This is a genomic window from Brevundimonas sp. (assembly GCF_019636155.1).
Lineage (GTDB): Bacteria > Pseudomonadota > Alphaproteobacteria > Caulobacterales > Caulobacteraceae > Brevundimonas.
Window position 1 is genome coordinate 1 of the sequence record NZ_JAHBYB010000002.1, and the last position, 25,250, is coordinate 25,250.

Annotated in this window: 25 protein-coding genes; 12 read left to right on the forward strand and 13 right to left on the reverse strand. The window is 69.4% G+C overall.

Going from position 1 to position 25,250, the window contains the following annotated elements; genetic code table 11:
• Window positions 1-2,222 (reverse strand): excinuclease ABC subunit UvrA (gene uvrA / locus KF910_RS01920; RefSeq protein ID WP_292258525.1); only part of this gene is annotated, 2,222 nt, incomplete at its 3' end.
• 148 nt (window positions 2,223-2,370) lie between these two features.
• On the opposite strand from uvrA, the gene KF910_RS01925 reads away from it, so the two are divergent.
• Window positions 2,371-2,838, forward strand: coding sequence for a hypothetical protein (locus tag KF910_RS01925; protein ID WP_292258526.1), 468 nt, complete (start codon window positions 2,371-2,373; stop codon window positions 2,836-2,838).
• Here the strand turns inward: KF910_RS01925 and KF910_RS01930 are convergent.
• A complete protein-coding gene (locus tag KF910_RS01930; protein ID WP_292258527.1) occupies window positions 2,804-3,229 on the reverse strand; it encodes a hypothetical protein in 426 nt (141 codons plus the stop codon). The genes KF910_RS01925 and KF910_RS01930 overlap by 35 nt on opposite strands.
• On the reverse strand, window positions 3,219-3,905 hold the full coding sequence (locus KF910_RS01935) for a hypothetical protein (RefSeq protein WP_292258528.1): 687 nt from the start codon (window positions 3,903-3,905) through the stop codon (window positions 3,219-3,221). Before KF910_RS01935 ends, KF910_RS01930 begins: the two co-directional genes overlap by 11 nt.
• A 118-nt stretch (window positions 3,906-4,023) precedes the next feature.
• Here KF910_RS01935 and KF910_RS01940 point away from each other — a divergent pair, with 118 nt between their 5' ends.
• Together KF910_RS01940 and KF910_RS01945 are read left to right on the forward strand one after the other, a co-directional pair.
• Window positions 4,024-4,161, forward strand: coding sequence for a hypothetical protein (locus KF910_RS01940; protein ID WP_292258529.1), 138 nt, complete (start codon window positions 4,024-4,026; stop codon window positions 4,159-4,161).
• Entirely contained in the window at window positions 4,127-5,752 is a 1,626-nt protein-coding gene (locus tag KF910_RS01945; protein ID WP_292258530.1) for an ABC-F family ATP-binding cassette domain-containing protein, read from the forward strand. Before KF910_RS01940 ends, KF910_RS01945 begins: the two co-directional genes overlap by 35 nt.
• On the opposite strand, the gene KF910_RS01950 is transcribed toward KF910_RS01945, so the two are convergent.
• Genes KF910_RS01950 through KF910_RS01965 form a run of 4 tightly spaced genes read right to left on the reverse strand, consistent with a single transcriptional unit; the run spans window position 5,749 to window position 7,534 of the window.
• Entirely contained in the window at window positions 5,749-6,180 is a 432-nt protein-coding gene (locus KF910_RS01950) for a VOC family protein (protein WP_292258531.1), read from the reverse strand. The genes KF910_RS01945 and KF910_RS01950 overlap by 4 nt on opposite strands.
• 11 nt (window positions 6,181-6,191) lie before the next feature.
• Complete coding sequence (locus KF910_RS01955) at window positions 6,192-6,695, reverse strand: SRPBCC family protein (RefSeq protein WP_292258532.1); 504 nt, start codon at window positions 6,693-6,695, stop codon at window positions 6,192-6,194.
• A 4-nt stretch (window positions 6,696-6,699) separates the two neighbouring features.
• Window positions 6,700-7,200 carry an SRPBCC family protein gene (locus KF910_RS01960; protein WP_292258533.1) on the reverse strand — a complete coding sequence of 167 codons (501 nt, stop codon included), beginning with the start codon at window positions 7,198-7,200 and terminating at the stop codon, window positions 6,700-6,702.
• A complete protein-coding gene (locus tag KF910_RS01965; protein WP_292258534.1) occupies window positions 7,184-7,534 on the reverse strand; it encodes an ArsR/SmtB family transcription factor in 351 nt (116 codons plus the stop codon). The genes KF910_RS01960 and KF910_RS01965 overlap by 17 nt, the downstream gene beginning before the upstream one ends.
• Before the next feature lie 120 nt (window positions 7,535-7,654).
• Here KF910_RS01965 and KF910_RS01970 point away from each other — a divergent pair, with 120 nt between their 5' ends.
• The 4 genes from KF910_RS01970 to parC are packed head-to-tail and all read left to right on the forward strand — an operon-like array spanning window position 7,655 to window position 12,795.
• The gene (locus KF910_RS01970) at window positions 7,655-8,128 is read left to right on the forward strand and encodes a nuclear transport factor 2 family protein (protein ID WP_292258535.1); all 474 of its coding nucleotides are present in this window, start codon (window positions 7,655-7,657) and stop codon (window positions 8,126-8,128) included.
• Window positions 8,128-8,859, forward strand: coding sequence for a DNA repair protein RecO (gene recO, locus KF910_RS01975; protein ID WP_292258536.1), 732 nt, complete (start codon window positions 8,128-8,130; stop codon window positions 8,857-8,859). Before KF910_RS01970 ends, recO begins: the two co-directional genes overlap by 1 nt.
• 43 nt (window positions 8,860-8,902) lie before the next feature.
• The gene (locus KF910_RS01980; protein WP_292258537.1) at window positions 8,903-10,534 is read left to right on the forward strand and encodes a M28 family metallopeptidase; all 1,632 of its coding nucleotides are present in this window, start codon (window positions 8,903-8,905) and stop codon (window positions 10,532-10,534) included.
• A gap of 59 nt (window positions 10,535-10,593) precedes the next feature.
• Window positions 10,594-12,795, forward strand: a complete 2,202-nt coding sequence (gene parC / locus KF910_RS01985) for a DNA topoisomerase IV subunit A (RefSeq protein WP_292258538.1) — start codon at window positions 10,594-10,596, stop codon at window positions 12,793-12,795.
• Between the two features lie 6 nt (window positions 12,796-12,801).
• Here the strand turns inward: parC and KF910_RS01990 are convergent, their stop codons facing one another.
• A complete protein-coding gene (locus tag KF910_RS01990; protein WP_292258539.1) occupies window positions 12,802-13,950 on the reverse strand; it encodes a P1 family peptidase in 1,149 nt (382 codons plus the stop codon).
• Window positions 13,951-14,062: 112 nt separating this feature from the next.
• Between KF910_RS01990 and KF910_RS01995 the strand changes: the two genes are divergently transcribed.
• Window positions 14,063-14,632, forward strand: a complete 570-nt coding sequence (locus tag KF910_RS01995) for a LemA family protein (RefSeq protein WP_292258540.1) — start codon at window positions 14,063-14,065, stop codon at window positions 14,630-14,632.
• Window positions 14,633-14,636: 4 nt separating this feature from the next.
• Complete coding sequence (locus KF910_RS02000) at window positions 14,637-15,656, forward strand: M48 family metallopeptidase (RefSeq protein ID WP_292258541.1); 1,020 nt, start codon at window positions 14,637-14,639, stop codon at window positions 15,654-15,656.
• A gap of 122 nt (window positions 15,657-15,778) precedes the next feature.
• On the opposite strand, the gene KF910_RS02005 is transcribed toward KF910_RS02000, so the two are convergent.
• Both KF910_RS02005 and tadA read right to left on the reverse strand, forming a co-directional pair.
• A complete protein-coding gene (locus KF910_RS02005) occupies window positions 15,779-16,219 on the reverse strand; it encodes an MliC family protein (protein ID WP_292258542.1) in 441 nt (146 codons plus the stop codon).
• 6 nt (window positions 16,220-16,225) lie between these two features.
• Window positions 16,226-16,687 (reverse strand): tRNA adenosine(34) deaminase TadA, encoded by a 462-nt coding sequence (gene tadA / locus KF910_RS02010; RefSeq protein ID WP_292258543.1) that lies wholly within the window; start codon window positions 16,685-16,687, stop codon window positions 16,226-16,228.
• Between the two features lie 12 nt (window positions 16,688-16,699).
• On the opposite strand from tadA, the gene KF910_RS02015 reads away from it, so the two are divergent.
• Both KF910_RS02015 and rsmD read left to right on the forward strand, forming a co-directional pair.
• On the forward strand, window positions 16,700-18,148 hold the full coding sequence (locus KF910_RS02015; protein ID WP_292258544.1) for a pseudouridine synthase: 1,449 nt from the start codon (window positions 16,700-16,702) through the stop codon (window positions 18,146-18,148).
• A 3-nt stretch (window positions 18,149-18,151) separates the two neighbouring features.
• The gene (rsmD, locus tag KF910_RS02020; protein WP_292258545.1) at window positions 18,152-18,724 is read left to right on the forward strand and encodes a 16S rRNA (guanine(966)-N(2))-methyltransferase RsmD; all 573 of its coding nucleotides are present in this window, start codon (window positions 18,152-18,154) and stop codon (window positions 18,722-18,724) included.
• On the opposite strand, the gene KF910_RS02025 is transcribed toward rsmD, so the two are convergent.
• The 3 genes from KF910_RS02025 to topA form a co-directional block, all read right to left on the reverse strand.
• Window positions 18,721-19,140 carry a hypothetical protein gene (locus tag KF910_RS02025; RefSeq protein WP_292258546.1) on the reverse strand — a complete coding sequence of 140 codons (420 nt, stop codon included), beginning with the start codon at window positions 19,138-19,140 and terminating at the stop codon, window positions 18,721-18,723. The two genes, rsmD and KF910_RS02025, sit on opposite strands and share 4 nt — an antisense overlap.
• Window positions 19,141-19,198: 58 nt before the next feature.
• Window positions 19,199-21,043, reverse strand: a complete 1,845-nt coding sequence (mutL, locus tag KF910_RS02030; protein WP_292258547.1) for a DNA mismatch repair endonuclease MutL — start codon at window positions 21,041-21,043, stop codon at window positions 19,199-19,201.
• 1,210 nt (window positions 21,044-22,253) lie between these two features.
• Window positions 22,254-24,833, reverse strand: a complete 2,580-nt coding sequence (gene topA / locus KF910_RS02035) for a type I DNA topoisomerase (protein ID WP_292258548.1) — start codon at window positions 24,831-24,833, stop codon at window positions 22,254-22,256.
• Between the two features lie 150 nt (window positions 24,834-24,983).
• Between topA and KF910_RS02040 the strand changes: the two genes are divergently transcribed.
• Window positions 24,984-25,247, forward strand: coding sequence for a hypothetical protein (locus tag KF910_RS02040; RefSeq protein WP_292258549.1), 264 nt, complete (start codon window positions 24,984-24,986; stop codon window positions 25,245-25,247).
• Window positions 25,248-25,250: the final 3 nt, after the last annotated feature.

The window sequence follows — 25,250 nt, forward strand, 5'->3', positions numbered from 1 at the left end:
CTGAACCGGCCGGGACCATAGCCGCGCGCCTTGGCCTCGGGCAGGCCGGCGTACCAGTCGCGGATGGGGCCGAAGGCGCCGGTATAGGTGGCGGGGTTGGAGCGCGGGGTGCGGCCGATCGGCGACTGGTCGATGTCGATGACCTTGTCGAAATGCTCCAGCCCCTCGATCCGGTCGAAGGGGGCGGGGGCGTCGGACGCATTGTTCAGGCGGCGCGCGGCGGCCTTGTACAGGGTCTCGATGGTGAAGGTGGACTTGCCCCCGCCCGACACGCCGGTGATGCAGGTGAAGACCCCGACCGGGATTTCGCCGGTGACGTTCTTCAGATTGTTGCCGGTGGCGCCGCTGATCTTCAGCATCCGCTTGCGGTCGATGGGGCGACGGCCCTCGGGCGGCAGTTCGATCTCGCGCTCGCCGGTCAGATATTTGGCGGTCAGGCTGTTTCCATTGGCCATGACCTGTTCGGGCGTGCCCTGGGCGCAGATTTCGCCGCCATGCACCCCGGCGGCGGGCCCCATGTCGATGACATAGTCGGCGGTCAGGATGGCCTCTTCGTCATGCTCGACCACCAGCACCGAGTTGCCCAGGTCGCGCAGGCCGCGAAGACTGTCCAGCAGCCGGGTGTTGTCCCGCTGGTGCAGGCCGATGGACGGTTCGTCCAGCACGTAGAGAACGCCGGTCAGGCCCGAGCCGATCTGTGACGCCAGGCGGATGCGCTGGCTCTCGCCGCCCGACAGGGTGCCGGACGACCGGGACAGGTTCAGATAGTCCAGGCCGACATTGTTCAGGAACCGCAGCCGGTCGGTGATCTCCTTCAGGATGCGCCGGGCGATCTCCATCTGTTTGGCGCTCAGCCGCTCCTCCAGCGTCGAGAACCACAGGAAGGCCCTGGAGATGGACAGGGTCGAGATGTCGGCGATGTCGGCGGCGTCGATCTTGACGGCCAGGGCCTCGGGCTTCAGCCGCTTGCCGCCGCAGGCCTCGCACGGGGTTTCGGACTGATAGCGGCCCAGCTCCTCGCGCACCCAGGCGCTGTCGGTCTCGCGCCAGCGGCGTTCCAGGTTCGGCAGGACGCCCTCGAACGGCTTTGACACCTCATATTTGCGGGCGTTGTCGTCATAGGTGAATTTGATCTTCTCGGCGCCGGTGCCGTTCAGGATCACCGCGTGCGCCTGGTCCGGCAGGTCGCGCCACGGCTTGTCCATCGAGAAGCCGTAGTGCCGCGCCAGGGATTGCAGCGTCTGGGTGTACAGGGGTGACGGCCCGCGCGACCAGGGGGCGACGGCGCCGTGATGCAGGCTCTTGTCGCGGTCGGGGATCACCAGCTCGGCGTCGAAGGCCAGCTTGACCCCCAGGCCGTCACAGACGGGGCAGGCGCCGAAGGGGTTGTTGAACGAGAACAGCCGCGGCTCGATCTCGCTGATGGTGAAGCCCGAGACGGGGCAGGCGAACTTCTCGGAGAAGGTGATGCGGCGCGGTTCTTCGCCTTCCGGTGCATTCGCCCATTCGGCCACGGCGATGCCGTCGGCCAGGCCGAGCGCGGTCTGCAGACTGTCGGCATAGCGGCCTTCCAGCCCGGCCTTGGTGACGATGCGGTCCACCACGATGTCGATGTCGTGCTTGAACTTCTTATCCAGGGCGGGGGCGTCTTCGATGGCGTGGAAGGCGCCGTCGATCTTGACGCGCTGGAAGCCCGCGCGCTGCCACTCGGCCATTTCCTTCCTGTATTCGCCCTTGCGGCCCCGGACGACCGGGGCCAGCAGCATCAGGCGCTCGCCGTCCGGCAGTTCGACCAGCTTGTCGACCATCTGGCTGACGGTCTGGCTTTCGATGGGCAGGCCGGTGGCGGGGGAATAGGGCACCCCGACCCGCGCCCACAGCAGGCGCATATAGTCGTGGATCTCGGTCACCGTGCCGACGGTGGAGCGCGGGTTCTTGGACGTGGTCTTCTGTTCGATCGAGATGGCGGGCGACAGCCCCTCGATCAGGTCCACGTCCGGCTTGCCCATCAGCTCCAGGAACTGGCGGGCGTAGGCCGACAGGCTTTCGACATAGCGGCGCTGACCCTCGGCATAGATGGTGTCGAAGGCCAGGGACGACTTGCCCGAGCCCGACAGGCCGGTCATCACCACCAGCTGGCCGCGTGGGATGTCGACGTCCACGCCCTTGAGATTATGCTCGCGCGCGCCGCGCACGCGGATGAAGTCGTGTCTGTCGGTCATCGAAATCCGGGAACGCGAAGGCGCCGGAAGGGGGCCCGGCGCAACACCGCCATATGGGGATCAATTCGGCTGATTCAGCAAGAACAATGTGAGAACATTGGCGGCACGGCGTAGGCGGTTAGGATTTGGAGACAATGGGGAGTTGCAAATGAAATCCGTGACCGGTCTGGCGGGTCTCCTGTGCGGCGCCGCGCTTGTCGCCAGTTGCAGCTACAATGCGACCTTCGACGCCAGTGATGAGGCGTTGAATGCGGTGGCGGACGAAAATTTCAGGGATCTGGCGGCGGGGCGAAACGAGGCGGTGTTGGCCCGCCTGTCGTCCGAGAACAGTCAGGATCAGGCCCGCGCGCAATTGCCCATGCTAAAGGGACTGTTGCCCGATCTGGAGGCGCCGGATCCGGGGGTGGCGAGTTCGCAGAAGACCAAGTCGAACCAGGGCGAATTCTATGCCGTGCGTCAGGACTATGCCTATCCCGACAGGACTGCCCGCGTGGAAACCACCTTCAAGAAAGAAGGCGAGGGGTGGAAGGTTCGCAGCTTCAACGTCAATGTGACCATGCGGCCGGGGGCTGCGCCTGCGACTAAGGCCGGAGAAACTCCCCCACATTCAGATTGATCTCGCAGCTGTAGGCCTCGCCGTCGCGGCGACAGTAGTCAGCGCCGAACAGGTTGCGCCGGACCAGGGTGGTTGAGCGATAGACGGAGCCTTCGAAGGCGAATTCCGAGCCGATCTCGCGGCTGCGGTCGGCCAGGCCGTCGAACATGGCGCGCGCCGGCGCGCCCTCGCAGACGAAGCGGATCAGTTCGGTGTCGGCGTCGCTGACGCGGTGGAAATGGCCCGTGCGGATGGCCTCCTGAACGCAATCGACGATGAGGCGGCCGTTGGGCGTCAGATGCTGCGAGGCGATCCGGGTGTAGTCGGGCGGCCCGCTGACCTCTGGCGTGGTGGCGCAGGCGGCCAGCAGGAGGGCCGGCAGGGTCAGGCGCAGCAGCGCGTCACATCGCATTGGCGGGGTCCCGGAAGTGGAAGAGGGCCACGAGGATGACGGCCACCGGATCGCGGTCGGCCGAACCGGCGGGCGGCAGGTAGAAGGTGGGACGCAGGCCGCCCAGGGCGACGCCGCCCAGGTCCACGCCATTCTCGCTGACGACATAGCCCAGGGTGCGGCCGCCGGCCCAGGGCAGGGCGCCGACCTGGCGGGTCTCGAAGCGGAAGGTGCGCCCGCCCCAGACCATTTCGCCGGCGCGCTGGGGCTGTTGCAGCCGTGCCATCACGCCGGCGCCGCGCGACAGGGCCAGGCTGAGCCGGGCGTCGGCGGGGGCGGCGCCGGAGAAGGCGCAGGTGTAGGCCAGGTCCTCGCGCTGGAACTCGATCCACAGCAGGCGGGTGTGGGCCTCGCCGCCCTGGCAGCTGGCCTGGACGTCGCCGAGGCTGGGGGAGACGATGTTGAAGTCCGAACTGGAGATCTGGCTGCGGTGGGTCGGCGCGCGCACCGAGCGTTCGCGGCTGGAGGCCGAGCCGGTGTATTCGCCGACGGCGAAGCCGGGCCGGAACAGGCTGGGGCCGCGTCGGCCCTCCAGGAACACCCGCTCGGTGCGGTCCGCGAAGGGGGTGGTGGGTTCCTGGGCCTGGACGGCGCTGCCGGTCAGGGCCAGCAGGGTGGCGATGATGATGGCGCGCATGGTCGAACCTCCCCATCGGACGACGGCGTTATCCTAAACCCGCACGGCCGCGCTTGCCAGCGGGAAGGTTTGGCCCCATCTTCGATGTCTCGGCTTAGTGAGTTTGGAGGCCACGAACATGATCAGCGCCCTGGAAATCGGTTTCGCCCTTTCCGCGCCGCTGCTGGTGTTCGCCTATGTCCTCGCCCAACCCAAGCCGAAGCCTGTCCGCATCCGCACTCGTGACGCTGAACGGCGTCGCGGCCCGCACGCCTGACGGCCACACCCTATTTGAAGACCTGAGCCTGGCCATCGGGCGCGAGCGCACGGCCGTCGTCGGCCGCAACGGGGCCGGCAAGACCACCCTTTTGCGTCTGATCGCCGGGCTGGATGCGCCCGCCGAAGGCACGGTCACGCGCGCCGGAAGCGTCGGCTGGCTGGCGCAGGTCGCGGCGCCGGGGCCGGACGAGACGGTGGCCGACACCCTGGGCGCCGGGCCGGGCCTGGCCGTGCTGGCGCGGGTGCTGGCGGGCGAGGGGACGGCGGACGACCTGGCCCAGGCGGACTGGACGCTGGAGGGGCGTGTGGGAGAGGTCATGGGCCAGGTCGGGCTGGCGGACCTGCCTCTGGACCGGCTGACGGAGACCCTGAGCGGTGGGGAGCAGACGCGGGCGCGCCTGGCGGCCCTGCTGCTGGCGGCGCCGGACCTGATCGTGCTGGACGAGCCGACCAATAATCTGGACGCCGAGGCCCGGGCGGTGGTCGCCCGGGTGCTGGAGACCTGGCGCGGCGGGGCGGTGGTGGTCAGCCATGACCGGGCGTTGCTGCGGCAGGTGGACCGGATCGTGGAGCTGTCGAGCCTGGGCGCGCGCGTCCATGGCGGCGGCTGGGATCTGTATGCCGAACGACGGGCGGCCGAGCGGGCCTTGGCCGAACAGACGCTGGATGCGGCGGAACGCGACGCCGACCGGGCGGGGCGTGAGCGCCAGCGGGCGGTCGAGGCGCGGGCGCGACGGGATCGGGCCGGCAGGGCCTATGCGGCGTCCGGCTCGGCCCCGAAGATCCTGCTGGGCGGGATGAAGCGGCGGGCGGAAGAGAGCGCGGGCAAGGAGAGCCGGCTGGCTGACCGGAAGGCAGAGGCGGCCCAGGCCGATCTGGACGCGGCCCAGGCGGCGGTCGAACGGGTGCGGCGGCTGGAGATACCGATGCCGCCGACGGGTCTGGCGGCGGGGACGGTGGTGGTCAGCCCCCGCGTCTCCTCCCTATCAACGATGGGGGGGTGGATCGGCGGCGAAAGCCGACGAGACGGAGGGGGTCTTCGTGTCACACAGAACCCCTCCACCGCTTCGCGGTCCGCCTCCCCACGGAGTGGGGAGGAGACGCGGGGGCTGTCCATCACCGGGCCGGAGCGGATCGCGGTGACCGGCCCCAACGGCAGCGGCAAGACCACCCTGTTGCGTCGGATCGTGGAGGCGGCCCGGGTGGAGGCGGCGCTGCTGGACCAGCATGCGGATGTCCTTAGGCCCGAGGAGACGTTGCTGGAGGCCTATCGGCGGATCAATCCGGAGGCGACGCCGAACCAGGCCCAGGCGGCCCTGGCGCGGTTCCTGTTCCGCAATACGGCGGCCCAGAGGGTGGTGGGGACGCTGTCGGGCGGGGAGCGTCTGAGGGCGGGCCTGGCCTGTGCGATGACGGGGGCGCGGCCGCCGCGCCTGCTGTTGCTGGACGAGCCGACCAACCATCTGGACCTCGACTCCATCGAGGCGGTGGAGGCGGGCTTGCGAGCCTATGACGGGGCCCTCGTCGTGGTCAGCCACGACGAGGACTTTCTGGAGGCCATCGGCGTCGATCGCCGGATCGAACTTTAGGCCGCGGACGGGTCGCCCATGGTGTTGATCATCCAGGGCACGCCGAACCTGTCGATGAAGTTGCCGTAGCCCGGCGACCAGAAGGTGGGGGCGAAATCCATGATGACCTGGCCGCCCTCGGACAGGGCGTCGAAGATGCGTTTGGCCTCGGCGCCGTCTTCATAGTGCAGGGTGACGTCGAAGCCGTTCTTGGGCTTGTCGATGTTAGGCGCCCAGTCCGTGTCCATGTCGGCGCCCATGATCGACTGGTCGCCGACGTCGAGCCAGGCGTGCATAAGCCAGTCCTTGTACTGGGGTCCGACCGGCATATCGGGCGGGCCTTCGCCATAGGGAAAGGCGGCGGTGATCTTGCCGCCCAGGACGCGGGCGTAGAATTCGAAGGCTTCCTTGCATTGGCCGCGGAAGGACAGGCTGGTGACGATCTTCATGACGGTCGCTCCTATTCGAGGGTCTTGAGGAAGGCTTCGAGCCGGTCGGCGGTGCTGTTCCAGCCGTAGGCGTGGCCGGTCAGGCTGGGTTCCGACTTGAGGCCCAGGTGGGTGAAGCGCATGTGCGTGTGGCCGTCGGCGGTCTCGTCGAACTGAACGGTGACCAGGGTATCGACGGGCGGGCCGTCCTCGTGGCTGTCGTCCCATCTGAAGGTGAAGACGAGGCGGCGGGGCGGGTCGATCTCGCGATAGGTTCCGCCCTGCCACAGGACGTCGTCGCTGTCCGCCGACTTCAGGCAGGCGCGCCAGGCGCCGCCGACGCGCAGGTCCTGCTCGACCTTGATGGCCGGCCATTCGACGGGGCCGAGCCACAGGACCACGACCTCCGGTCGGGTCCAGGCGCGCCAGACCAGTTCGCGCGGGGCGTCGAACACCCGCTCCATATGCAGCACCAGGTCCGTCATCGGCGGCAGGGGCGGCAGGTCGGCTTGGGGCGGATGTTCGACGTGGGTCATGATTTCAGAACGTCTTCAGCAGTTCGGCCAGCTGATCGGCGGCGGCGCCCCAGCCGTCGTGGAAGCCCATCTGTTCGTGCTGTTTCATCGTCGCCTCGTTCCAGTGACGGGCGGTGGCGACATATTCGGTGCGGCCGTCCGCCAGGGGCGTCAGTTCCACCGTGCCGACCATGAAGGGCTGGCCGGCGGGCCTCCAGTCGGGGGTGAAGGCGTCGGTGGTGGTCCATTTCCTGTGCGGGACGACCTCGAGGAAGACGCCCGAGTTGGGCATGACCTCGCCGTCCGGGCCGTGCATGACGAAATTCATCCGGCCGCCGGGGCGCGGTTCGATGATCGCGTCGGTGACATACCAGGGCTTGGGGCAGAACCATTGCTGAAGCAGGGCCGGCTCCATCCAGGCGCGCCAGATCTTTTCGGGCGAGGCGTCGAAGACCCGGCGCAGGACTAGGTCATATTCATGGGCCACGCCGTCGGTGAGGCAGGGATTGTCAGTGTCCTGGGCCATCGGTCTTTCCTTTCTGAACCTGGCGGAGATAGGCGTCGAGACGGTCGAAGCTGGCGTCCCAGAAGCGGCGGTAGTGTTCGAGCCAGTCGGCCACGGTCTTCAGGCCTTCGGGCTGCAGTCGGGCGGGGCGCCACTGGGCCTCGCGCCCGCGGGTGATGAGGCCCGCCTTTTCCAGCACCTTGAGATGTTTGGTGATGGCCGGGCCGCTGATGTCGAAGGGGGCGGCGAGATCGCCCACCGTGGCCTCGCCCTCGGTCAGGCGAGCCAGGATGGCGCGGCGGGTCGGGTCGGCAAGGGCCGAGAAGACGGCGTCCAGTCTGGCCTGAGAGTCCATCGGCGGCGGTCTCGTTTATATATAACCATTTAGTTAAATAAAGGAGCGGGCACGATAGTCAAGAACCGTTTCCGCCTGGCCGGCGAACCTCCTAGGGTAGGGGTGAAGGGAGACCGACCGATGAGCCTGACCGCCGCCCTGTTCGCCGCCGTCCTGATGCAGGCCGCGCCCGATCCCGCCGCCGCCGAGGTGGCCGATGTGCTGGACCGGCTGAACGCCGCCTCATCCTCGGCCGACGCCCAGGCCTATTTCGGCCTGTTCACGCCAGAAGCGCGGTTCGTGGGCACGGATGCGTCGGAACACTGGACCGTCGATGAGCTGAGGGCCTATGCCCGCGCCGCCTTCGACAGCGGGCGGGGCTGGTCCTATCCGGCGACCGACCGGGTCATCACCATCGCCGACATCGACTGCCGCTGCATCGCCTGGTTCGAGGAGAAGCTGACCAACGCCAACTATGGCGAGACGCGCGGATCGGGCGTGATGCGCAAGACCGCAGACGGCTGGAAGATCGAACAGTATGTCCTCAGCTTCGCCGTGCCCAACGACCGGGCCGAGGCGGTGGTGGCGGCCGTGCGGAACGCCGACGCCGACTGATGGACTTCGCCGACGACGCCTTCGTCCTGGCCGCGCGGGGGCATGGCGACACCGGGGCGGTGGTCGAACTATTGACCGCCGAGCATGGGCGGCGCGGCGCCTATGTGGCCGGAGGCGCGTCGCGGCGGATGCGGCCCTTCCTGCAACCGGGCGCGCGGGTGACGGTCGAGTATCGAGCGCGGACGTCCGACCATCTGGGCAGTGCGCGGCTGGAGCCGATGGGGGAGGGGCCCAGCGCCCTGTTCGACGACGCCCTGGCCCTGACCGGCCTGGGGGCGGCGGCGGCGGTGGCCCAGGGGGCGTTGCCGGAGCGGGAGCCGCATCCCGGCGTCTTCCTGGCCTTCGAGGCCCTGGCCGGGGCCTTCGTCGCGCCGGAGGTCTGGCCGGCGGTGTTCGTGCGGTTCGAGGCGGGGCTGCTGGACGACCTGGGGTTCGGCCTGGACCTGAGCCGGTGCGCCTCGACCGGGACGACGGACGACCTGGTCTGGGTCAGTCCGCGCACGGGGCGGGCGGTGTCGGCCCAGGCGGGCGCCCCCTACGCGGACAAGCTGCTGGCCCTGCCGCCCTTCATGCTGGGGGCCCAGGCGGGGCTGGCGGCGGGCGATGTGAAGGCCGGGTTAGACCTGACCGGCCACTTCCTGGAACAGTTCGTCTTCCATCCGCTGAACCGGCCCCTGCCGCCGGCGCGGACCTGGATGCTGGACCGGCTGGCGGAGGCGGGTCGCCTTTAGGCGCGGCGGGTGCTAGCCATCCGGCTCTGTCGGAGGGAATCCCATGAAGCGTCTCGTCGTCTCGGCCATCGCCCTGGCCATCGCCATCAGCGCGCCCGCAGCGGCCCAGACCGTCGATCCGGCCGCCGAGGCGCGGATCCGGGGGGACATCACCTTCCTGGCCGACGACGCCCTGGAAGGCCGCAAGCCGGGCGAGCGCGGCTATGAGCTGGCGGCGCTGTATGTGCAGACGCGGATGCAGGCCATGGGGCTGACACCGGGCGTGGACGGCGGCTGGATGCAGCCGGTCACCTTCGCCCGCACCGGCATCGCAGAGGCGGGCGCGACCCTGACCTGGACCCCGGCGGGCGGATCGCCGGTGGTGTGGCGCAACGGCGAGGGCGGACTGATCAGCGCCGGAAGCGAGGCCGGACACGACGCCGTCAGCGCGGGCGTGGTCTTCGTCGGCTATGGCATCGACAGCCCGGCCCAGGGCATGGACGACTACGCCGGGCTGGACGTCGGCGGCAAGATCGTCGTCATGCTGGCCGGTGCGCCGGCGGGCCTGCCCAGCGAGATCGCGGCCCACCTGGGATCGGGCAAGGCGGCCACCGCGGCCCGTCACGGCGCCCTGGGCGTCATCACCGTCAATACCGAGGCCAGCGGCCGCCGCTTCACCGGCGAGCTGATGCGCCGGTTCGCCAACCGCACCCAGACCGCCTGGGTCGGGGCCGACGGCAAGCCCAACGGCGCCGGCGGCGGCGCCCGGTTCGGCGCCTATCTGAGCGACGAGTCGGCGGCGGCCCTGTTCGCCGGAGCGGGCAAATCCTATGCCGACATCCGCGCCGAGGCGGCCCAGGACGGGGGCCGGCCCAAGGGCTTCGTCCTGGACGGCCAGGCCGCCTTCGACGTCAACACCCGCCGCGACGACTTCCAGAGCGCCAATGTCATCGGCGTCATCCCCGGATCGGACCCGGCCGTGCGCGACGAGATGGTGGTGATGACCGCCCACCTGGACCACCTGGGCATCTCGCCCGAGGGCGAGGACCGGATCAACAACGGCGCCCTGGACAACGCCGGCGGCGTTTCGATCATGCTGGAGGCGGCGCGCAGCCTGATCGCCAGCCCGCCGCGCCGCTCGGTCATGGTGGTGGCCCTGACGGCCGAGGAGATGGGGCTGCTGGGGTCGGACTATCTGGCGCGCCATCCGGTCGTGGCGACGGACAAGGTGATCGCCGACGTCAACCTGGACATGCCGATCCTGACCTACGCCTTCACCGATGTGGTGGCCTTCGGCGCCGAGCATTCGACCCTGGGGCCGCTGGTCGACCAGGCGGCGCGGGCCGAGGACCTGACCCTGTCGCCCGATCCGATGCCGGAGCAGGGGGTGTTCACCCGCTCGGACCACTATTCCTTCGTCAAGGCGGGGGTGCCGTCGGTCATGCTGGCCACCGGCTACGCCAACGGCGGCGAGGCGGAATGGGCGCGGTTCTTCGCCGAGGGCTATCACCAGCCCAGTGACGACCTGAGCCTGCCGTTCCGGTGGGATGCGGCGGCGCATTTCGCCCGCGTCAACGCCGCCATCGCCCGGGCCATCGCCGACGCGCCCGAGCGGCCGATGTGGTATGAAAACAATCCCTTCGGCGATCAATTCGCCCCGGATGCACCCAAGGCGCCGGCCCCGGCGGCGGAATAGGACGCAAAGGCGAACGGCGGCGCTAGACTTCCGGCCTCCGTTCGCCGATTCGCGTGCCCATGACCGTTCACACCCCGCCGCCCGAGGGCGGCCGCATCGTCGATGAGCCGATGGACCAGGCGCTGAGCCGCCGGTACCTGGCCTACGCCCTGTCGACCATCACCAACCGCGCCCTGCCGGACGTGCGCGACGGCTTCAAGCCGGTGCACCGGCGCATCCTGTTCGCCATGCACCAGATGCGGCTGAACCCGCAGGCGGCGGCGCGCAAATGCGCCAAGGTGGTCGGCGAGGTGATGGGCGGATACCACCCGCACGGCGACGCCTCGATCTATGAAGCCCTGGTCCGCCTGGCCCAGGATTTCGCCCAGCGCTATCCGCTGGTGGACGGGCAGGGCAATTTCGGCAACATCGACGGCGATAGCGCCGCGGCCATGCGCTATACCGAGTGCAAGCTGACGCCCGCAGCCGTTCTGTTGCTGGACGGGATCGACCAGGACGCGGTCGATTTCCGCGCCACCTATGACGATCAGGACGAGGAGCCGGTGGTCCTGCCAGCCGGTTTCCCGAACCTCCTGGCCAACGGCTCGTCGGGCATCGCGGTGGGGATGGCGACCTCCATTCCGCCGCACAACGCCGGCGAACTGATCGACGCCTGCCTGACCCTGCTGGACGACCCCCAGGTCTCGACCGAGGCCCTTATGGCCCATGTGCCGGGACCGGATTTCCCGACCGGCGGGGTGGCGGTGGAAGGCCACGCCTCGATCCTGGACGCCTATGAGACGGGCCGGGGCGGGGTGCGGCTGCGCGCGCGGTGGGAGACCGAGGACCTGGGCCGCGGCGTGTGGCGCATCGTCGTCACCGAGATGCCGTACCAGGTGCAGAAGTCCAAGCTGATCGAGGCCCTGGCCGAACTGATCGAACAGAAGAAGGCGCCGCTGCTGGCCGATGTGCGCGATGAATCGGCCGAGGACATCCGCCTGATCCTGGAGCCCAAGAGCCGCACGGTCGAACCCGAAGTCCTGATGGAGAGCCTGTTCAAGCTGTCCGATCTGGAGGTGCGGTTCCCGATCAACATGAACGTGCTGGACGCCACCGGCACGCCCGGCGTTCTGGGGCTGAAGGCGTGCCTGCAGGCGTTTCTGGATCACCGGCGCGAGGTTCTGATCCGGCGCGGGCGCTGGCGCGTGGCCCGGATCGAGAAGCGGCTGCACCTGCTGGACGGCCTGCGCATCGTCTTCCTGAACCTGGACGAGGTGATCCGCATCGTCCGTGAGGAGGAACAGCCCAAGGCCGTGCTGATCGCCCGGTTCGGCCTGACCGAGGTGCAGGCCGACTTCATCCTGGACACCCGGCTGCGTCAGCTGGCGCGGCTGGAAGAGATGGCGATCGAGAAGGAATTCAAGGAACTGTCTGAAGAACTTGCGGGGCTGAATGCGATGATCGCCTCGCCCGCGCGCCAGAACAAGCTGCTGGTCGTGGGCCTTCAGGACGTGCGCAAGGCCCTGGTCTCGCCGCGCCGCACCACCATGGCCGAGGCGGTGGATGCGTCGGCCTTTGTTGCGCCCGAAGCCTTCATCCCGCGCGAGGCGGTGACGGTGATCCTGTCCGAACGCGGCTGGATCCGCGCGGCCAAGGGCAAGGTGGAAGACCCGTCGGAGCTGAAGTTCAAGGAGGGCGACGCCCTGGCCTGGCTGGTTCCGGCCTGGACCACCGACAAGCTGCTGATCGGGGCGTCTGACGGGCGCATCTTCACCGTCGGCGTCGACAAGCTGGCGTCCGGGCGCGGCCATGGCGAACCCCTGCGACTGATGATCGACCTGGACGAAAAGGCCGAGATCGTCGGCGTTCTGGCGCACCAGCCGGGGGCCAGGCTGCTGGTGGCGTCCAGGTCGGGCTATGGCTTCATCGCGCCCGAGGACGAGACCCTGGCCCAGAAGCGGGGCGGCAAACAGGTGCTGAACGGCGAGATGCTGTCGATGCTGCGCGCGACCGGGGACCACGTCGCGGCCATCGGCGACAATCTGAAGGCCCTGGTCTTCCGCTTGGACGAACTGCCCGAGATGGGTCGCGGCAAGGGGGTGAAGATCCAGTCCTACAAACAGGGCGGCCTGGCCTCGATCACGACCTTCAACGCCGAGCCGGGGCCCGAATGGGTCGATGGCGGCGGACGCCGCCGCAACTGGCCCGACTGGAAGGACTGGCTGGGCAAGCGGGCCCAGGCGGGACGACAGGGACCGCGGGGCCTGCGCAAATTCCGATAGGCAGGATCAGCGCGCCAACAGGGCGCGCACGGCCTCGATATCCAGGGCCTCGACCGTGACCGGCCGGCCGTCGATGCGCGACGTGGTCGTCGTGGCCTGCAGCAGGGCGTTGATGATCGCCTCTTCGGTCGCCTCGGCCACGGCGACGAACAGGGGCGACATCCGGTCGTTGGGCCAGTCGGCGACGGCGGCCTGGGTGTTGCGGCGCTCGGGCGTGCGGCGAACCTCGTCCGCCGTCGAGAAGGCGATGGCGTAGTCTCCCGAGCCGTTGGAGAAGGCTGCGCCCGTACGCGCCAGACCGGCGAAGGCGCGTTCGGCCAGACGGTCCAGGTTGAGCGGCGACAGGGGGGCGTCGGTGGCGATGACGATCATGATCGAACCGTCGGCGTCGCCCCGATCCAGTTCGCGCTGCAGATAGTAGCGGCCCAGCGACCGGCCGACCGGAACCCCGTCGATGGTCAGGACGCCCCCGAAATTGGCCTGGACCAGCACCCCGATTGTGTGGCCGCCCAGGGAGGCGGGCAGGACGCGCGAACTTGTGCCCACGCCACCCTTCCAGCCGAAGGCGATGGTCCCGGTTCCCGCCCCGACGGAGCCTTCGCGCACCGGGCCGGAGGTGGCGGCGCCAATAGCCTCCACCACATGGGCGGCGCGGACGTGGCGGGCGCGGATGTCGTTCAGCCCGCCGTCGTTGGTCTCGCCCACCACGGCGTTGACAGATCGCACCTGTTCATTGCCGGCCTGGGCCAGGGTCCAGTCCAGCACGCCTTCGATCCCCTGGGCCACCGACAGGGTGTTCGTCAGAACGATGGGGGTCTCGATCTCGCCCAGTTCGTCCACCTGGGTGACGCCCGCCAGCTTGCCAAATCCGTTGGCGACGAAGATGGCGGCCGGCACCTTGTCCTGAAACAGGTTGCCGTCGTGGGGCAGGATGGCGGTGACCCCGGTGCGGACATCCTCGCCGTGCACCAGGGTGACCTGGCCGACGCGCACCCCGGCGACGTCGGTGATGGCGTTCAGCGCTCCCGGAGGAAGCAGGCCGATCTCGCGCCCCAGGTCGCGCAGGCGCGGTCGGGCCTCGGGCGCGTCCGGGGCGGATTGAGCGGGCGCCGGTGCGGCGATCAGGGCGGCGGCGATCAGAGCGGTCAGGATCATGCGGGGACTTTTCGTCGGTTTCACCGGCCGGTCAAATGCGCGTTTGATGCGCCGTTTTTTCTGACGCACGCCTTGGGAGCCGCTAGGATCGCGGCCTCAGGAGGAGAGTTTCATGCTGACCTTGATCATCATCGGCGTCATCGTCGTCGTGCTGCTGTTCGTGGTGGTGGGCGCGTACAACAGACTGGTCGCGCTGGATCAGGCGGCGAACCAGTCGTTCGCCGACATTGATGTGCAGCTGAAGCAGCGTCAGGACCTGATTCCCAATCTGGTCGAGACGGTGAAGGGCTATGCGGCCCACGAAAAGGGCACGCTGGACGCCGTGATCCAGGCGCGGGCCGCCGCCGCCTCGGCCGGGTCGGTCAACGACAAGGTGCAGGCCGAGAACATGCTGACGGCGTCCCTGGGCCGGCTGTTCGCCCTGTCGGAGGCCTATCCGGACCTGAAGGCCAACACCAATTTCCAGCAGCTGCAGATGGACCTGTCGGACATCGAGAACAAGCTGGCCGCCGCCCGCCGCTTCTTCAACAATGCGGTGGCCGAGTTCAACGCCGTGCGGCGCGCCTTCCCGACCGTTCTGTTCGCCGGGATGTTCGGCTTCGGATCGGACAAGCCCTTCTTCGACGTGGGCGCCGACGAGCGCGCGGCCCTGAACGCCGCCCCGCCGCAGGTGAAGTTCTGAGCCTATGGCCGCCTTCTATGGTCGCGCCGTCGGCCTGAAGACCCACATCTGGGCCAACAACACCCGGTCGGCGCTGCTGCTGGCCGGGTTCCCGGTGCTGATGGCGCTGATGCTGTACGGGGCTCAGCTGATCCTGATGGGGCTGGGCTTCATCGAAGGAACGGGGCGGGGCCTGGACGCCGACATGGCGCGGGCGGCCGGGATGCTGGGCTGGACCCTGCCGGCGGCCGCGGTCATCTCGGCCATCTGGTTCGCCATCGCCTATGTCGGCAACCAGGCCATGATCGACGCCATGACCGGCGCCCGTAAGGTCGAGCGGCGGGACGAGCCGCAGCTGTACAACCTGCTGGAAAACCTGAGTATCTCGCGCGGGATGCGGACGCCGACCCTGCGGATCATCGAGGACCCGTCTCTGAACGCTTACGCCAGCGGCCTGCATGAGGGGCGATATTCGGTCACCGTCACCCGGGGCCTGATGCACAGTCTGACCCGCGACGAGATGGAGGCGGTTCTGGCCCACGAACTGACCCACGTCATCAACAAGGACGTGCGGACCATGGTCATCGCCTCGATCTTCGCCGGCATCATCAGCGTGATCGCCGAGATGGTTTTCCGGGGCCTGTTCTATGGCCGGGCCGGAGGCAATCGGAACAACAAGAACGCCGGGCCTCTGATCCTGATCGGCCTGGCCATCGCGGCGGTGGGGTTCGGGCTGGCGATCCTGATCCGGCTGTCGCTGTCGCGGACGCGCGAATATGTCGCCGACGCCGGGTCGGTGGAGTTGACCAAGAACCCGGACGCCATGATCTCGGCCCTGAGGAAGGTGTCGGGCCGGTCCAAGCTGGAGGCGCCGGACGAGGTGCGCGGCATGTTCCTGGAGAACCGTCCCGACGGCGCCGGGCTGGAAGGGCTGTTCTCGACCCACCCGCCGATCGAGAAGCGGATCGCGGCCCTGGTGCGCTATGCCGGCGGGCGGGACCTGCCGCCGGCGGACCGGATCGATACGGCGGTGCCGGCGACCTAGAGCCTGATCGTTTTGGAGCCTGATTCACCGCATCGATGACATCGCGAAGCGATTCCATCTCAACGGATCAGGCTCCAGCCGGCGTCGAGATTTGAAGCCTGCGCTTCGAACGTCGATTGAACCTAATCCACCGCGCGGCAGTCGGTGGGCGGGCGGCCGTCGGCGGACCATGTGGCCATGGCGCCGCGTCCGCGCAGCTCATAGCCGGAGGCGCGGTACCAGATGCCGTCGGCGGCGCGGGTCTGATACAGATCGATGGCCGCCCCGGTGGAGTTCCGCACCGTCGCCATCTGGCGCGGATTGTCGAAATCGACCGACAGCCGCTCGCCGTCATTGCACAGATAGACGGCGCGGATGACCCGGTTCATGGCGCGGTCCTGCAGTTCGGCGCCCGTGCGCCGTCGCGCGGTCTGGGCCTCGATGGCGCGCTGCTTGACCGATTCGCCGTCGGTGGGGGCGGCGCGGGGCTGGGGACCGCAGGCCGAGAGCCCGGCCAGCAGGGCCAGCAGGCCCAGGCCGACGAACAGGATGATTTGCGGATCGGCGGTCATCGGCGACTTCATGGCCGCTCAACGCAACGCTTGCGCCGCCGTTCCGCCGCGTCGCCGGCGAAAAAATGCGCGCAGCATCTCGGCCGCCGTCTCGGCCTCGATCCCGCCCTGGAGGGCCGGTCTCCAGTGGCAGGTGGGCTGGTCGAACACCCGCGCCCCGTGGATCACGGCCCCGCCCTTGGGATCGTCCGCCCCCCAGACGACCCGGCCGATGCGGGCGTGGCTGATGGCCCCGGCGCACATGGCGCAGGGCTCCAGCGTCACATAGAGGGTCAGGTCGGTGAGGCGGTAATTCTGACGCGCGCCGGCCGCCGCGCGCAGGGCCTGGATCTCGGCGTGGGCGGTGGGGTCGTGCCCGGAAATCGGGGCGTTGAAGCCCGTCGCCACGACTTGCTGCGTCGCCGGATCGACCACGACGGCGCCCACGGGCACCTCTCCGGCGTCCGCCGCCGCTTGCGCCAGGTCCAAGGCCATGCGCATGAACCGCCGATCATGGTCCGTCATACCTCCGACAACGACAAGAAGCCCCGCCCGCGTCAAGCCGATGGCGAACGCGGCCCGCGCAAATCCGACGCCGGGGGCGTCCGCGGCAAACGCTATTCGGCCGACAAGTCCGCCTCGAAAGGCGGCAAGGAGTCCAAGACGCCGCCCGAGCCCAAGCGCACCGAACGCATCGCCAAGGCCCTGGCCCGGGCCGGCATCGCCTCGCGCCGCGAGGTCGAACGGCTGATCGGCCTGGGCAAGGTGGCGGTGAACGGCCGCATCCTGGACACGCCCGCCACCCTGGTCAGCCGCGACGACAAGATCACGGTGGACGGCAAGCCCATCGGCGCGGCCCAGGCCACGCGGGTCTGGCGCTATCACAAGCCGGCGGGCCTGCTGACCAGCCACAACGATCCGGCGGGTCGGCCGACGGTGTTCGACGCCCTGCCGGCGGGCCTGCCGCGGGTGATCTCGGTCGGGCGGCTGGACCTGGCGACCGAGGGGCTGCTGCTGCTGACCAACGACGGCGAACTGAGCCGCGCGCTGGAGCTGCCGACCACCGCCCTGGTGCGCCAGTATCGCGCCCGCGCCCATGGCCGGGTGACGCAGGAGAGGCTGGATACGCTGAAGGACGGCGTCACGGTGGACGGCGTCAGCTATGGCCCCATCGAGGCCAAGTTGGACAAGGCCAAGGAGAAATCCGACGACGGCAAGGCCCCGGCCAATCTGTGGATCAGCGTCTCGATCACCGAGGGCAAGAACCGCGAGGTCCGCAAGGTGCTGGAGCATCTGGGCCTGAAGGTGAACCGCCTGATCCGCCTGGCCTATGGTCCGTTCCAGCTGGGGACGCTGGATGTGAACACGGTGGAGGAGGTCGGCCCGCGCGTGATCCGCGAACTGCTGGCCGACCATATCCGGGCCGAGAACCTGCCGACCGGAAACACGGTGGAGACGCCCGCGCCGATCCCCGGTCGCCGGCCCAGCGGCCCGGTGGTGCGCGGCAAGTCCGGATCGGCCATGTCGGACCCTTCGCGCAAGCCCAGCCGCGTCCGCGCGGCCGAAGCCGCCCAGGAAGACGCCGTCACGAAACGCGAGCGCCCGGCCAGGAAGCCCGACGGCTGGGCCAAGGCCAAGCCGAAATTCGAGCATCCGAAACGCGACTTCAAACCCCGCGCCCGTCCCGAAGGCTCCGAGGCTGAAGGCGAGCGTCCGAAACGCGCCTTCAAGCCGCGCGAGGACAAGATCATCGGGCCCAAGTCCGACACCTGGGCGCGCGACGCCAAGCCCGCCGGTCGCGGCGGGCCCAAGCGCGAGTTCAAGCCGCGTGACAGCGCCCCGCGCGGCGCGGGCGGCCCGCGCAAGGGACCGGGCGGCGGCTTCGCCAAGGGGCGTCCCGGTGGGGGCAAGCCCGGCGGCGGCAGGTCGGGCGGTCCGCGCGGACCGCGCTCGGGCGGCTGATCCATGCGGATCGTCGCCGGATCTCTGAAGGGGCGGGCCATCGTCGCCCCGGAGGGGCAGGGCACGCGCCCGACGTCCGACCGGGCGCGCCAGGCCATCTTCAATGTGCTGGAACACGCCGCCTGGGCCGAGCCGATCCAGGATGCGCGGGTCATCGACCTGTACGCCGGGTCCGGCGCCCTGGGGTTCGAGGCGATCAGCCGGGGCGCGGCCTTCGCCCTGTTCGTCGAGACGGACGACGAGGCCCGCGGCGCCATCCGCGAGAACGCCGACGCCTATGGCCTGATGGGCCGCACCCGGGTGCATCGACGTAGCGCCACCGACCTGGGCGCCCGGCCCGGCTCGGCGGGGGAGGCCTTCACCCTGGCCTTTCTGGACCCACCCTATCGGCAGGGGTTGGGGGAGCAGACACTGGCGAAACTGCGAGAGGGCGGCTGGCTGGCCCCCGGCGCCCTGGTGGTGTTCGAGCGGGGATCGGACGAGCCGGAGATCGACACGCCCGGTTATGACCGGCTGGACGCCCGCGACTATGGCGCGGCGCGGGTGCTGTTCCTGCGGGTCATGTCGGCCGCTTAATCCTGACGCGACCAGAGGCCGGATTCGCGGCTGTCGCGGGTCAGGCCCGAGACCAGGGCCAGGCAGGAGCCGGCGGCGCCGCCGCGCCATCCGGACGTGCTGATCTGGATCATGTCGCCGATGCAGACGTCGCGTTCGCCCAGACGCTGCCGGGCCAGAGAGATGCGGTCGGTTTCGGGCTTGAAACAGTCCTCCTCGGTGATCAGGCGATAAACGTAGCCGCGCCGCGTCGAGATGTAGATCGTTCTCAGATCGCCGATATTGTAATTGTTGTACTCGCTGGGTCGGAAGCACAGGCCCAGATTCAGATTGGTCGGGCGTCGTGCGGACGCTCCGGCGGGCGCGCCAGGCGCGGGCGCGGCGGCGGTGCAACTGCCCAGCAGCAGGGCCATGGCGGCGACGGCGAGACGTTTCATCGGAGCGTCCTTTCAACGCGGACCAGATCACGCACCCCTGGCCTCGGCAAGGGGCTAATCATCGACGGCCGAACAGTTTTTCCAGATCAGCCAGCTTCAGCTCGACATAGGTGGGGCGGCCGTGGTTGCACTGGCCGGAATGGGGCGTGGCCTCCATCTGGCGCAGCAGGGCGTTCATCTCGGGGGCGCTGAGCACCCGGCCGGCGCGGACGCTGCCGTGGCAGGCCATGGTCCCGCACACCTCGCCCAGCCGTTCCGACAGAGCCAGGGCCGCGCCGTGTTCGCTCAGGTCGTCGGCGATGTCGCGCACCAGCCCCTGCACGTCGCAGTCGCCCAGCAGGGCCGGGGTCTCGCGCACCAGGACGGCGCCGCCCCCGAACGGTTCGACGATCAGGCCAAGCGCCGCCAGTTCGTCGGCGCGGGCCAGGACGCGGTCCGCCTCGGCCGGGTCAAGGTCGACCACCTCGGGCGTCAGCAGGGCCTGGCGGGTCACGGACCCGGCGGCCATCTGGGCCTTCATCCGCTCATAGACCAGCCGCTCGTGGGCCGCGTGCTGATCGACCACCACGATGCCGTCGCGGGTCTGAGCGACGATATAGGTGCCGTGCACCTGGGCGCGGGCCGCGCCCAGGGGGAGGTCGATTTCGGAGGGGGTCTGGGGTGTGGGGTGTGGGGTGTGGGGTGCGGGCCAGGTCGGCTCGACACGGGCGCTGCGGTCGTTGAGGCCGGGCAGGGTCTGCGGGGCCGAGGGCGCGGACCAGCCCTGCCAGCCGCTCCAGCCTTGGGCGGGGTGGGCGGCGCCCCCCACACCCCACGCCCCATCGCCAACACCCGCATGGGCCGTGAACCCGGCCAGGGCGTCGGCGGCGACGGTGGTCGAGGCCCGGTGCCCGGCGGCGGCCAGGGCGTGCCGCAAGGCGCCGACGATCAGGCCGCGCACCAGGGCCGGATCGCGGAACCGCACCTCGGCCTTGGCCGGATGGACGTTCACATCGACCAGCAGCGGGTCCAGATCCAGGAACAGCACGGCCGCCGGATGCCGGTCGCGCGCCAGGAAGTCGGCATAGGCGCCGCGCAGCGCCCCCTGCAGCAGCCGGTCCTTCACCGGGCGGCCGTTGACGAACAGATACTGATGCTGGGCGTTGCCGCGCGAATAGGTCGGCAGGCCCGCATAGCCGGACAGGCGCACCCCGTCGCGCTCCTGGTCGATCAGCAGGGCGTTGGCCTCGAAATCGCGCCCCAGCAGGGCCGACAGACGCTTCAGCCGCCCCTGTGGCCCCGGATGTTCGGCGGGCAGGCGCAGGGTCGTCTTGCCGTCCAGATCCAGGGTGAAGGCCACGGCCTCGTGCGCCATGGCCTGGCGCCTGATCTCTTCGGAGATGGCCATGGCCTCGGCGCGGGCCGACTTCATGAATTTCAGACGCGCGGGCGTGGCGTAGAACAGGTCGCGCACCTCGACCCGTGCGCCGTGCGGGCCGGGGAAGGCGGCGGGGGCGACCGGCCGCTGGTCGCCGCCCTCGACGGTGACGGCGTGGGCGGCCTGGCCCGGCGCGCGCGCGGTGATCGTCAGGCGCGCGACCGAGCCGATGGAGGGCAGGGCCTCGCCCCGGAATCCCAGGGTATGGATACGCAGCAGGTCCACATCCCCGGCATCGTCGGGCGCCAGTTTCGACGTGGCGTGCCGCTCGACCGCCAGCGGCAGTTCCTCGACCGGAATTCCCTTGCCGTCGTCGGCGATCAGGATGCGCGACAGGCCGCCGCCGTCGGCCTGAATCTCGATGCGGGCGGCGCCGGCGTCCAGGGCGTTCTCGACCAGTTCCTTGACGGCGCTGGCCGGCCGCTCGACCACCTCGCCGGCGGCGATGCGATTGACGGTTTCGGGCGGGAGGCGGCGGATGGGCATGGGATTCGGCAGGCTAGCACCCCAGGGCTTCGGATAGGAGACGGCGTCGAATGATGGCTCCGTCCGTCTCCTCCCTGTCGCGCAGCGGCCGAGACGGAGGGGGGTCTGTTCGTCGCGTGGCCCAAGCGGCTCTCCATCGCCCCATCGCCCTTCTCCCCTTGCGGGAGAAGGTGGGCGGCGGAGCCGCTCGGATGAGGGGGCGGCCCGACCCATCCTCATCATCCGACGACCCTCGCGCGGACCCAGCCCCCTCATCCGTCATGCGCTGCATGACACCTTCTCCCCCCGAGGGGAGAAGGATTTGTGCGCCCTATGCTCGCCGCGCGGCGGCTCGCGGCTTGAGGGCAATGGCCTGCCCTAGGCTCGCGACGCGGTCGCTCGCGGCTTGAGGGCAATTGCCTGCCCTATGCTCGCCGCGCGGTCGCTCGCGGCTTGAGGGCGGAATTGGCGGCGCCTTCGCCAGCCTGGATGCTGCGAAGTGATGGGAAGGCGGCGGAGCGTCGGGCCTTCGCCCGGCTGGGTTGGGCATTCGATGCCGTGTTCGGCGAGAGGTCTGACGCTCCGCGCGGAGGGTTTCCACGAGCTCGGGGCGGGCGCCGATCTTTTCGGCTACTCCCGGTGGCCCGCGGCGGGCGGGGAGGTCCAACGAACCCCTCCCGGAACGGCCAGAGTAACCCCCTCGACCCTCCCTCGGTCGCCGGACCCGTCGCCAATGACTGTCCGATCCGACGACCGCAGGCCCATGCATGTGAGTGACACGCACAGCCCCGCTTCCTCCGCTCCCGCCGCCGCGAAGTCGCTGGCCTCGCGGCCTCCCCATGCGACGGGACCGGGGGAGTATAGGGCCGGGGCGAACCAAGGCGTGCGGGATGGGGCTAGCGATGGGGATTTGTGAGCGGGGTCAGGGGGCTAGGTTCCTTGGCGCGCGCAGTTGGCGGTCCTGACCCCTCTCCCGTTGGGAGAGGGCTTGAGGCTCGCAGAGCGTAGCGATGCGCATAGCCGAAAGGGTGAGGGGTTACGGCGCCAGCCCGGTGAAAGCGAAACCCCTCACCCTTTCACGCAAGTCCAATCGCCCTGACGGGCTCTTGGGCGTTCAAGCCCTCTCCCCATGGGAGAGGGGGGAGTGTGGGGTCAAGCGACCGAGCCTGGGGCCGGCCCCCTCCACCGCCTGCGGCGGTTCCCCCCCGAGGGGAGGATCTGGGATGGCGGGTTATTTGGCCTTGGGCTTTTTCTTGGCGGGCGGCTTTTTGGCGGGGGCCTTCTTCTTGGGACCGGCGGCGGCCTTGGCGGCGAGGAGGGGGAGGGCGGCGTCCAGGGTCATGTCCTCGGGCGCCGCGCCGCGCGGCAGGGTGGCGTTGACCTTGTTCCACTTCACATAGGGGCCGAAGCGGCCGGCCATGACATGGACCGGGGCGCCGTCGTCGGGGTGGATGCCCAGGTCCTTGAGCGGGGCCGCCGCGGCGCCGCGTCCGCCGGCGCGACCGGCGCGTTTCTCGGCCAGCAGGGTCACGGCGCGGTTCAGGCCGATGTCGAAAACCTCTTCGATATCGGCGACATTGGCATAGGTTCCGTCATGCAGGATGAAGGGGCCGTAGCGGCCCAGCCCGGCCGAGATCATCTTGCCGTCTTCCGGGTGAGGCCCGACCTGGCGCGGGAGCGACAGCAGGCGCAGGGCGCGGTCCAGATCCAGCGAGGCGGGGGACCAGCCCTTGGGCAGGGACGAGCGTTTCGGCTTGTCGCCCCCCTCAGGATTTGGCCCCGCCGTTTCGACATAGGGACCGAAACGGCCGATCTTGAGGTGGACGGGCTGGCCCGTCGCCGGATCGACGCCCAGGTCGCGGTCGCCGCCTTCCGCGCCGCCCTCGGCCGCGTCGGGCGAGGCCACGGGCCGGGTGTATTTGCAGTCGGGATAGCGCGAGCAGCCGATGAAGGCGCCGAAACGACTGGTCTTCAGGCTGAGCTGGCCCTGATGACACAGGGGGCATTGGCGTGGGTCGGAGCCGTCGCCCTTGTCCGGAAAGATGTGCGGGCCAAGCGACTCGTTCAGGGCGTCCAGGATTGCCGTGGTCCGCAGTTCGCCCGCAGCCTGGGTCGCGGCGTGGAAGTCGGTCCAGAAACGGCGCAGCAGCACCTTCCAGTCCAGGTCGCCGGCGGAGACCTCGTCCAGCTGGGTCTCCAGCGCGGCGGTGAAGTCGTATTCCACCCAGCGGTCGAAGAATTTCTCGAGGAAGGCGGTGACCAGCCGGCCCTTGTCCTCGGGGTAGAAGCGGTTCTTGTCCATGCGGACGTATTCGCGGTCGCGCAGGGTGGTCAGGATCGAGGCGTAGGTGGAGGGGCGGCCGATGCCCAACTCCTCCAGCTTCTTGACCAGGGTGGCCTCGGAATAGCGGGGCGGCGGTTCGGTGAAATGCTGGTCGGTTCGGACGGCCTGGACGGCGGCGGTCGCGCCTTCCTTCAGGGCGGGCAGGCGGGTCGTGTCGTCCTCGTCATCCTCGGCGGCGCCCTTGGGCCGGTCGTCGCGGCCTTCCTCATAGACGGCGATGAAGCCGTCGAAGGCGACGACCTGGCCAGTGGCGCGAAGGCCGGTCTGGCCGTCGGCGGTCTCGATCTCGACCGTGGTGCGGTCCAGACGGGCGTTCTCCATCTGGGAGGCGACCATCCGCTTCCAGATCAGTTCGTAGAGCCGCTGAAGATCGCTGTCGATGTGCAGGGAATCGGGGTGACGGGTGATGTCCGTCGGCCGGATCGCCTCGTGCGCCTCCTGAGCATTCTTGGCTTTCGCCTTGTAATATTTAGGTTCCGCCGGAACATAAGCCGGGCCGAAACGCTCGCCGATGACGGCGCGGGCCTGGGCGATGCCTTCGGGACTGACGGAGACGCCGTCGGTCCGCATATAGGTGATCAGGCCGCCCGAGCCGTCGACGCCCTCATACAGTTTCTGGGCGGCCTGCATGGTGCGCTGGGCGGTGAAGCCCAGTTTGCGAGCGGCCTCCTGCTGCAGGGTCGAGGTGGTGAAGGGGGGCGAGGGCGAGCGTTTGACCGGCTTCTTCTCGATGGAGCGGATGGTCAGGGGACTGGCCTGGATGGCGGCGCGGGCGGCCTGGGCGGTGGCCTCGTCGCGGATATCCAGGCGCTGGACCCGCTTGCCCTGATGCTTGACCAGGCGGGCGGTGAAGGGCGGGCTGTCGGCGGTCAGGTCGGCCTCGACGGACCAGTATTCCTGGGCTTTGAACCGTTCGATCTCCATCTCACGGTCGACGACGATGCGCAGGGCGACCGACTGGACCCGCCCGGCCGAACGGGCGCCCGGCAGCTTTCGCCACAGCACCGGGGACAGGGTGAAGCCAACCAGATAGTCCAGGGCGCGGCGGGCCAGATAGGCCTCGACCAGCTCCATATCCAGGTCGCGCGGCGCGGCCATGGCGTCCAGAACGGCGGACTTGGTGATGGCGTTGAAGGTGACCCGCTGGACCTCGGTGTCCTTCAGCGCCTTCTTCTTGGTCAGGACCTCCAGGACGTGCCAGCTGATGGCCTCGCCCTCGCGATCCGGGTCGGTGGCCAGGATGACGCGGTCGGCGCGCTTGGCCGCCTCGGCGATCTCGGACAGGCGTTTGGAGGCCCTGGCGTCCACCTCCCACTGCATGGCGAAATCGTCGTCGGGCAGGACCGAGCCGTCCTTGGACGGCAGGTCGCGGACGTGGCCGTAGGAGGCCAGGACCTCATAGTCCGAGCCGAGATATTTGTTGATGGTCTTGGCCTTGGCGGGGCTCTCGACGATGACGAGATTCATGAGCGTGGCGGTTCCCGGGAGAGGGCGGGGAAGGTGGTGGGCGCGACGCGGACTGTCAATCGGCCTCAGCAAAGGCGCCCGGACCGCGACAGAACAAGCGCTTGATCATCTCGTTAAGGTTGTGTGTAGTGGAATACCGGAGGAAGAACCATGGCCCAGCCTGATCGCCCGACCCTGACGGAGGTCGCCTCTACGCCCCAGGCGCAGGGAGAGCCGCAGGCGCCGCTGGAGTTTCCGGTGCGCGAATATATCGGGGCGATGGCCGTGGAGCTGGCCCAGATGGCGCGCTGGGACGGGGACGAGACCCTGGGGTGCGCCCTGGACGTGGCCGCCCGGCTGGCGGCCCAGCCGGCGCCCCGGCCGGGGCCGGTGGAGGTGGAACGCGAACCGCGGCGGCGGACGCGGCGCACATAGGTC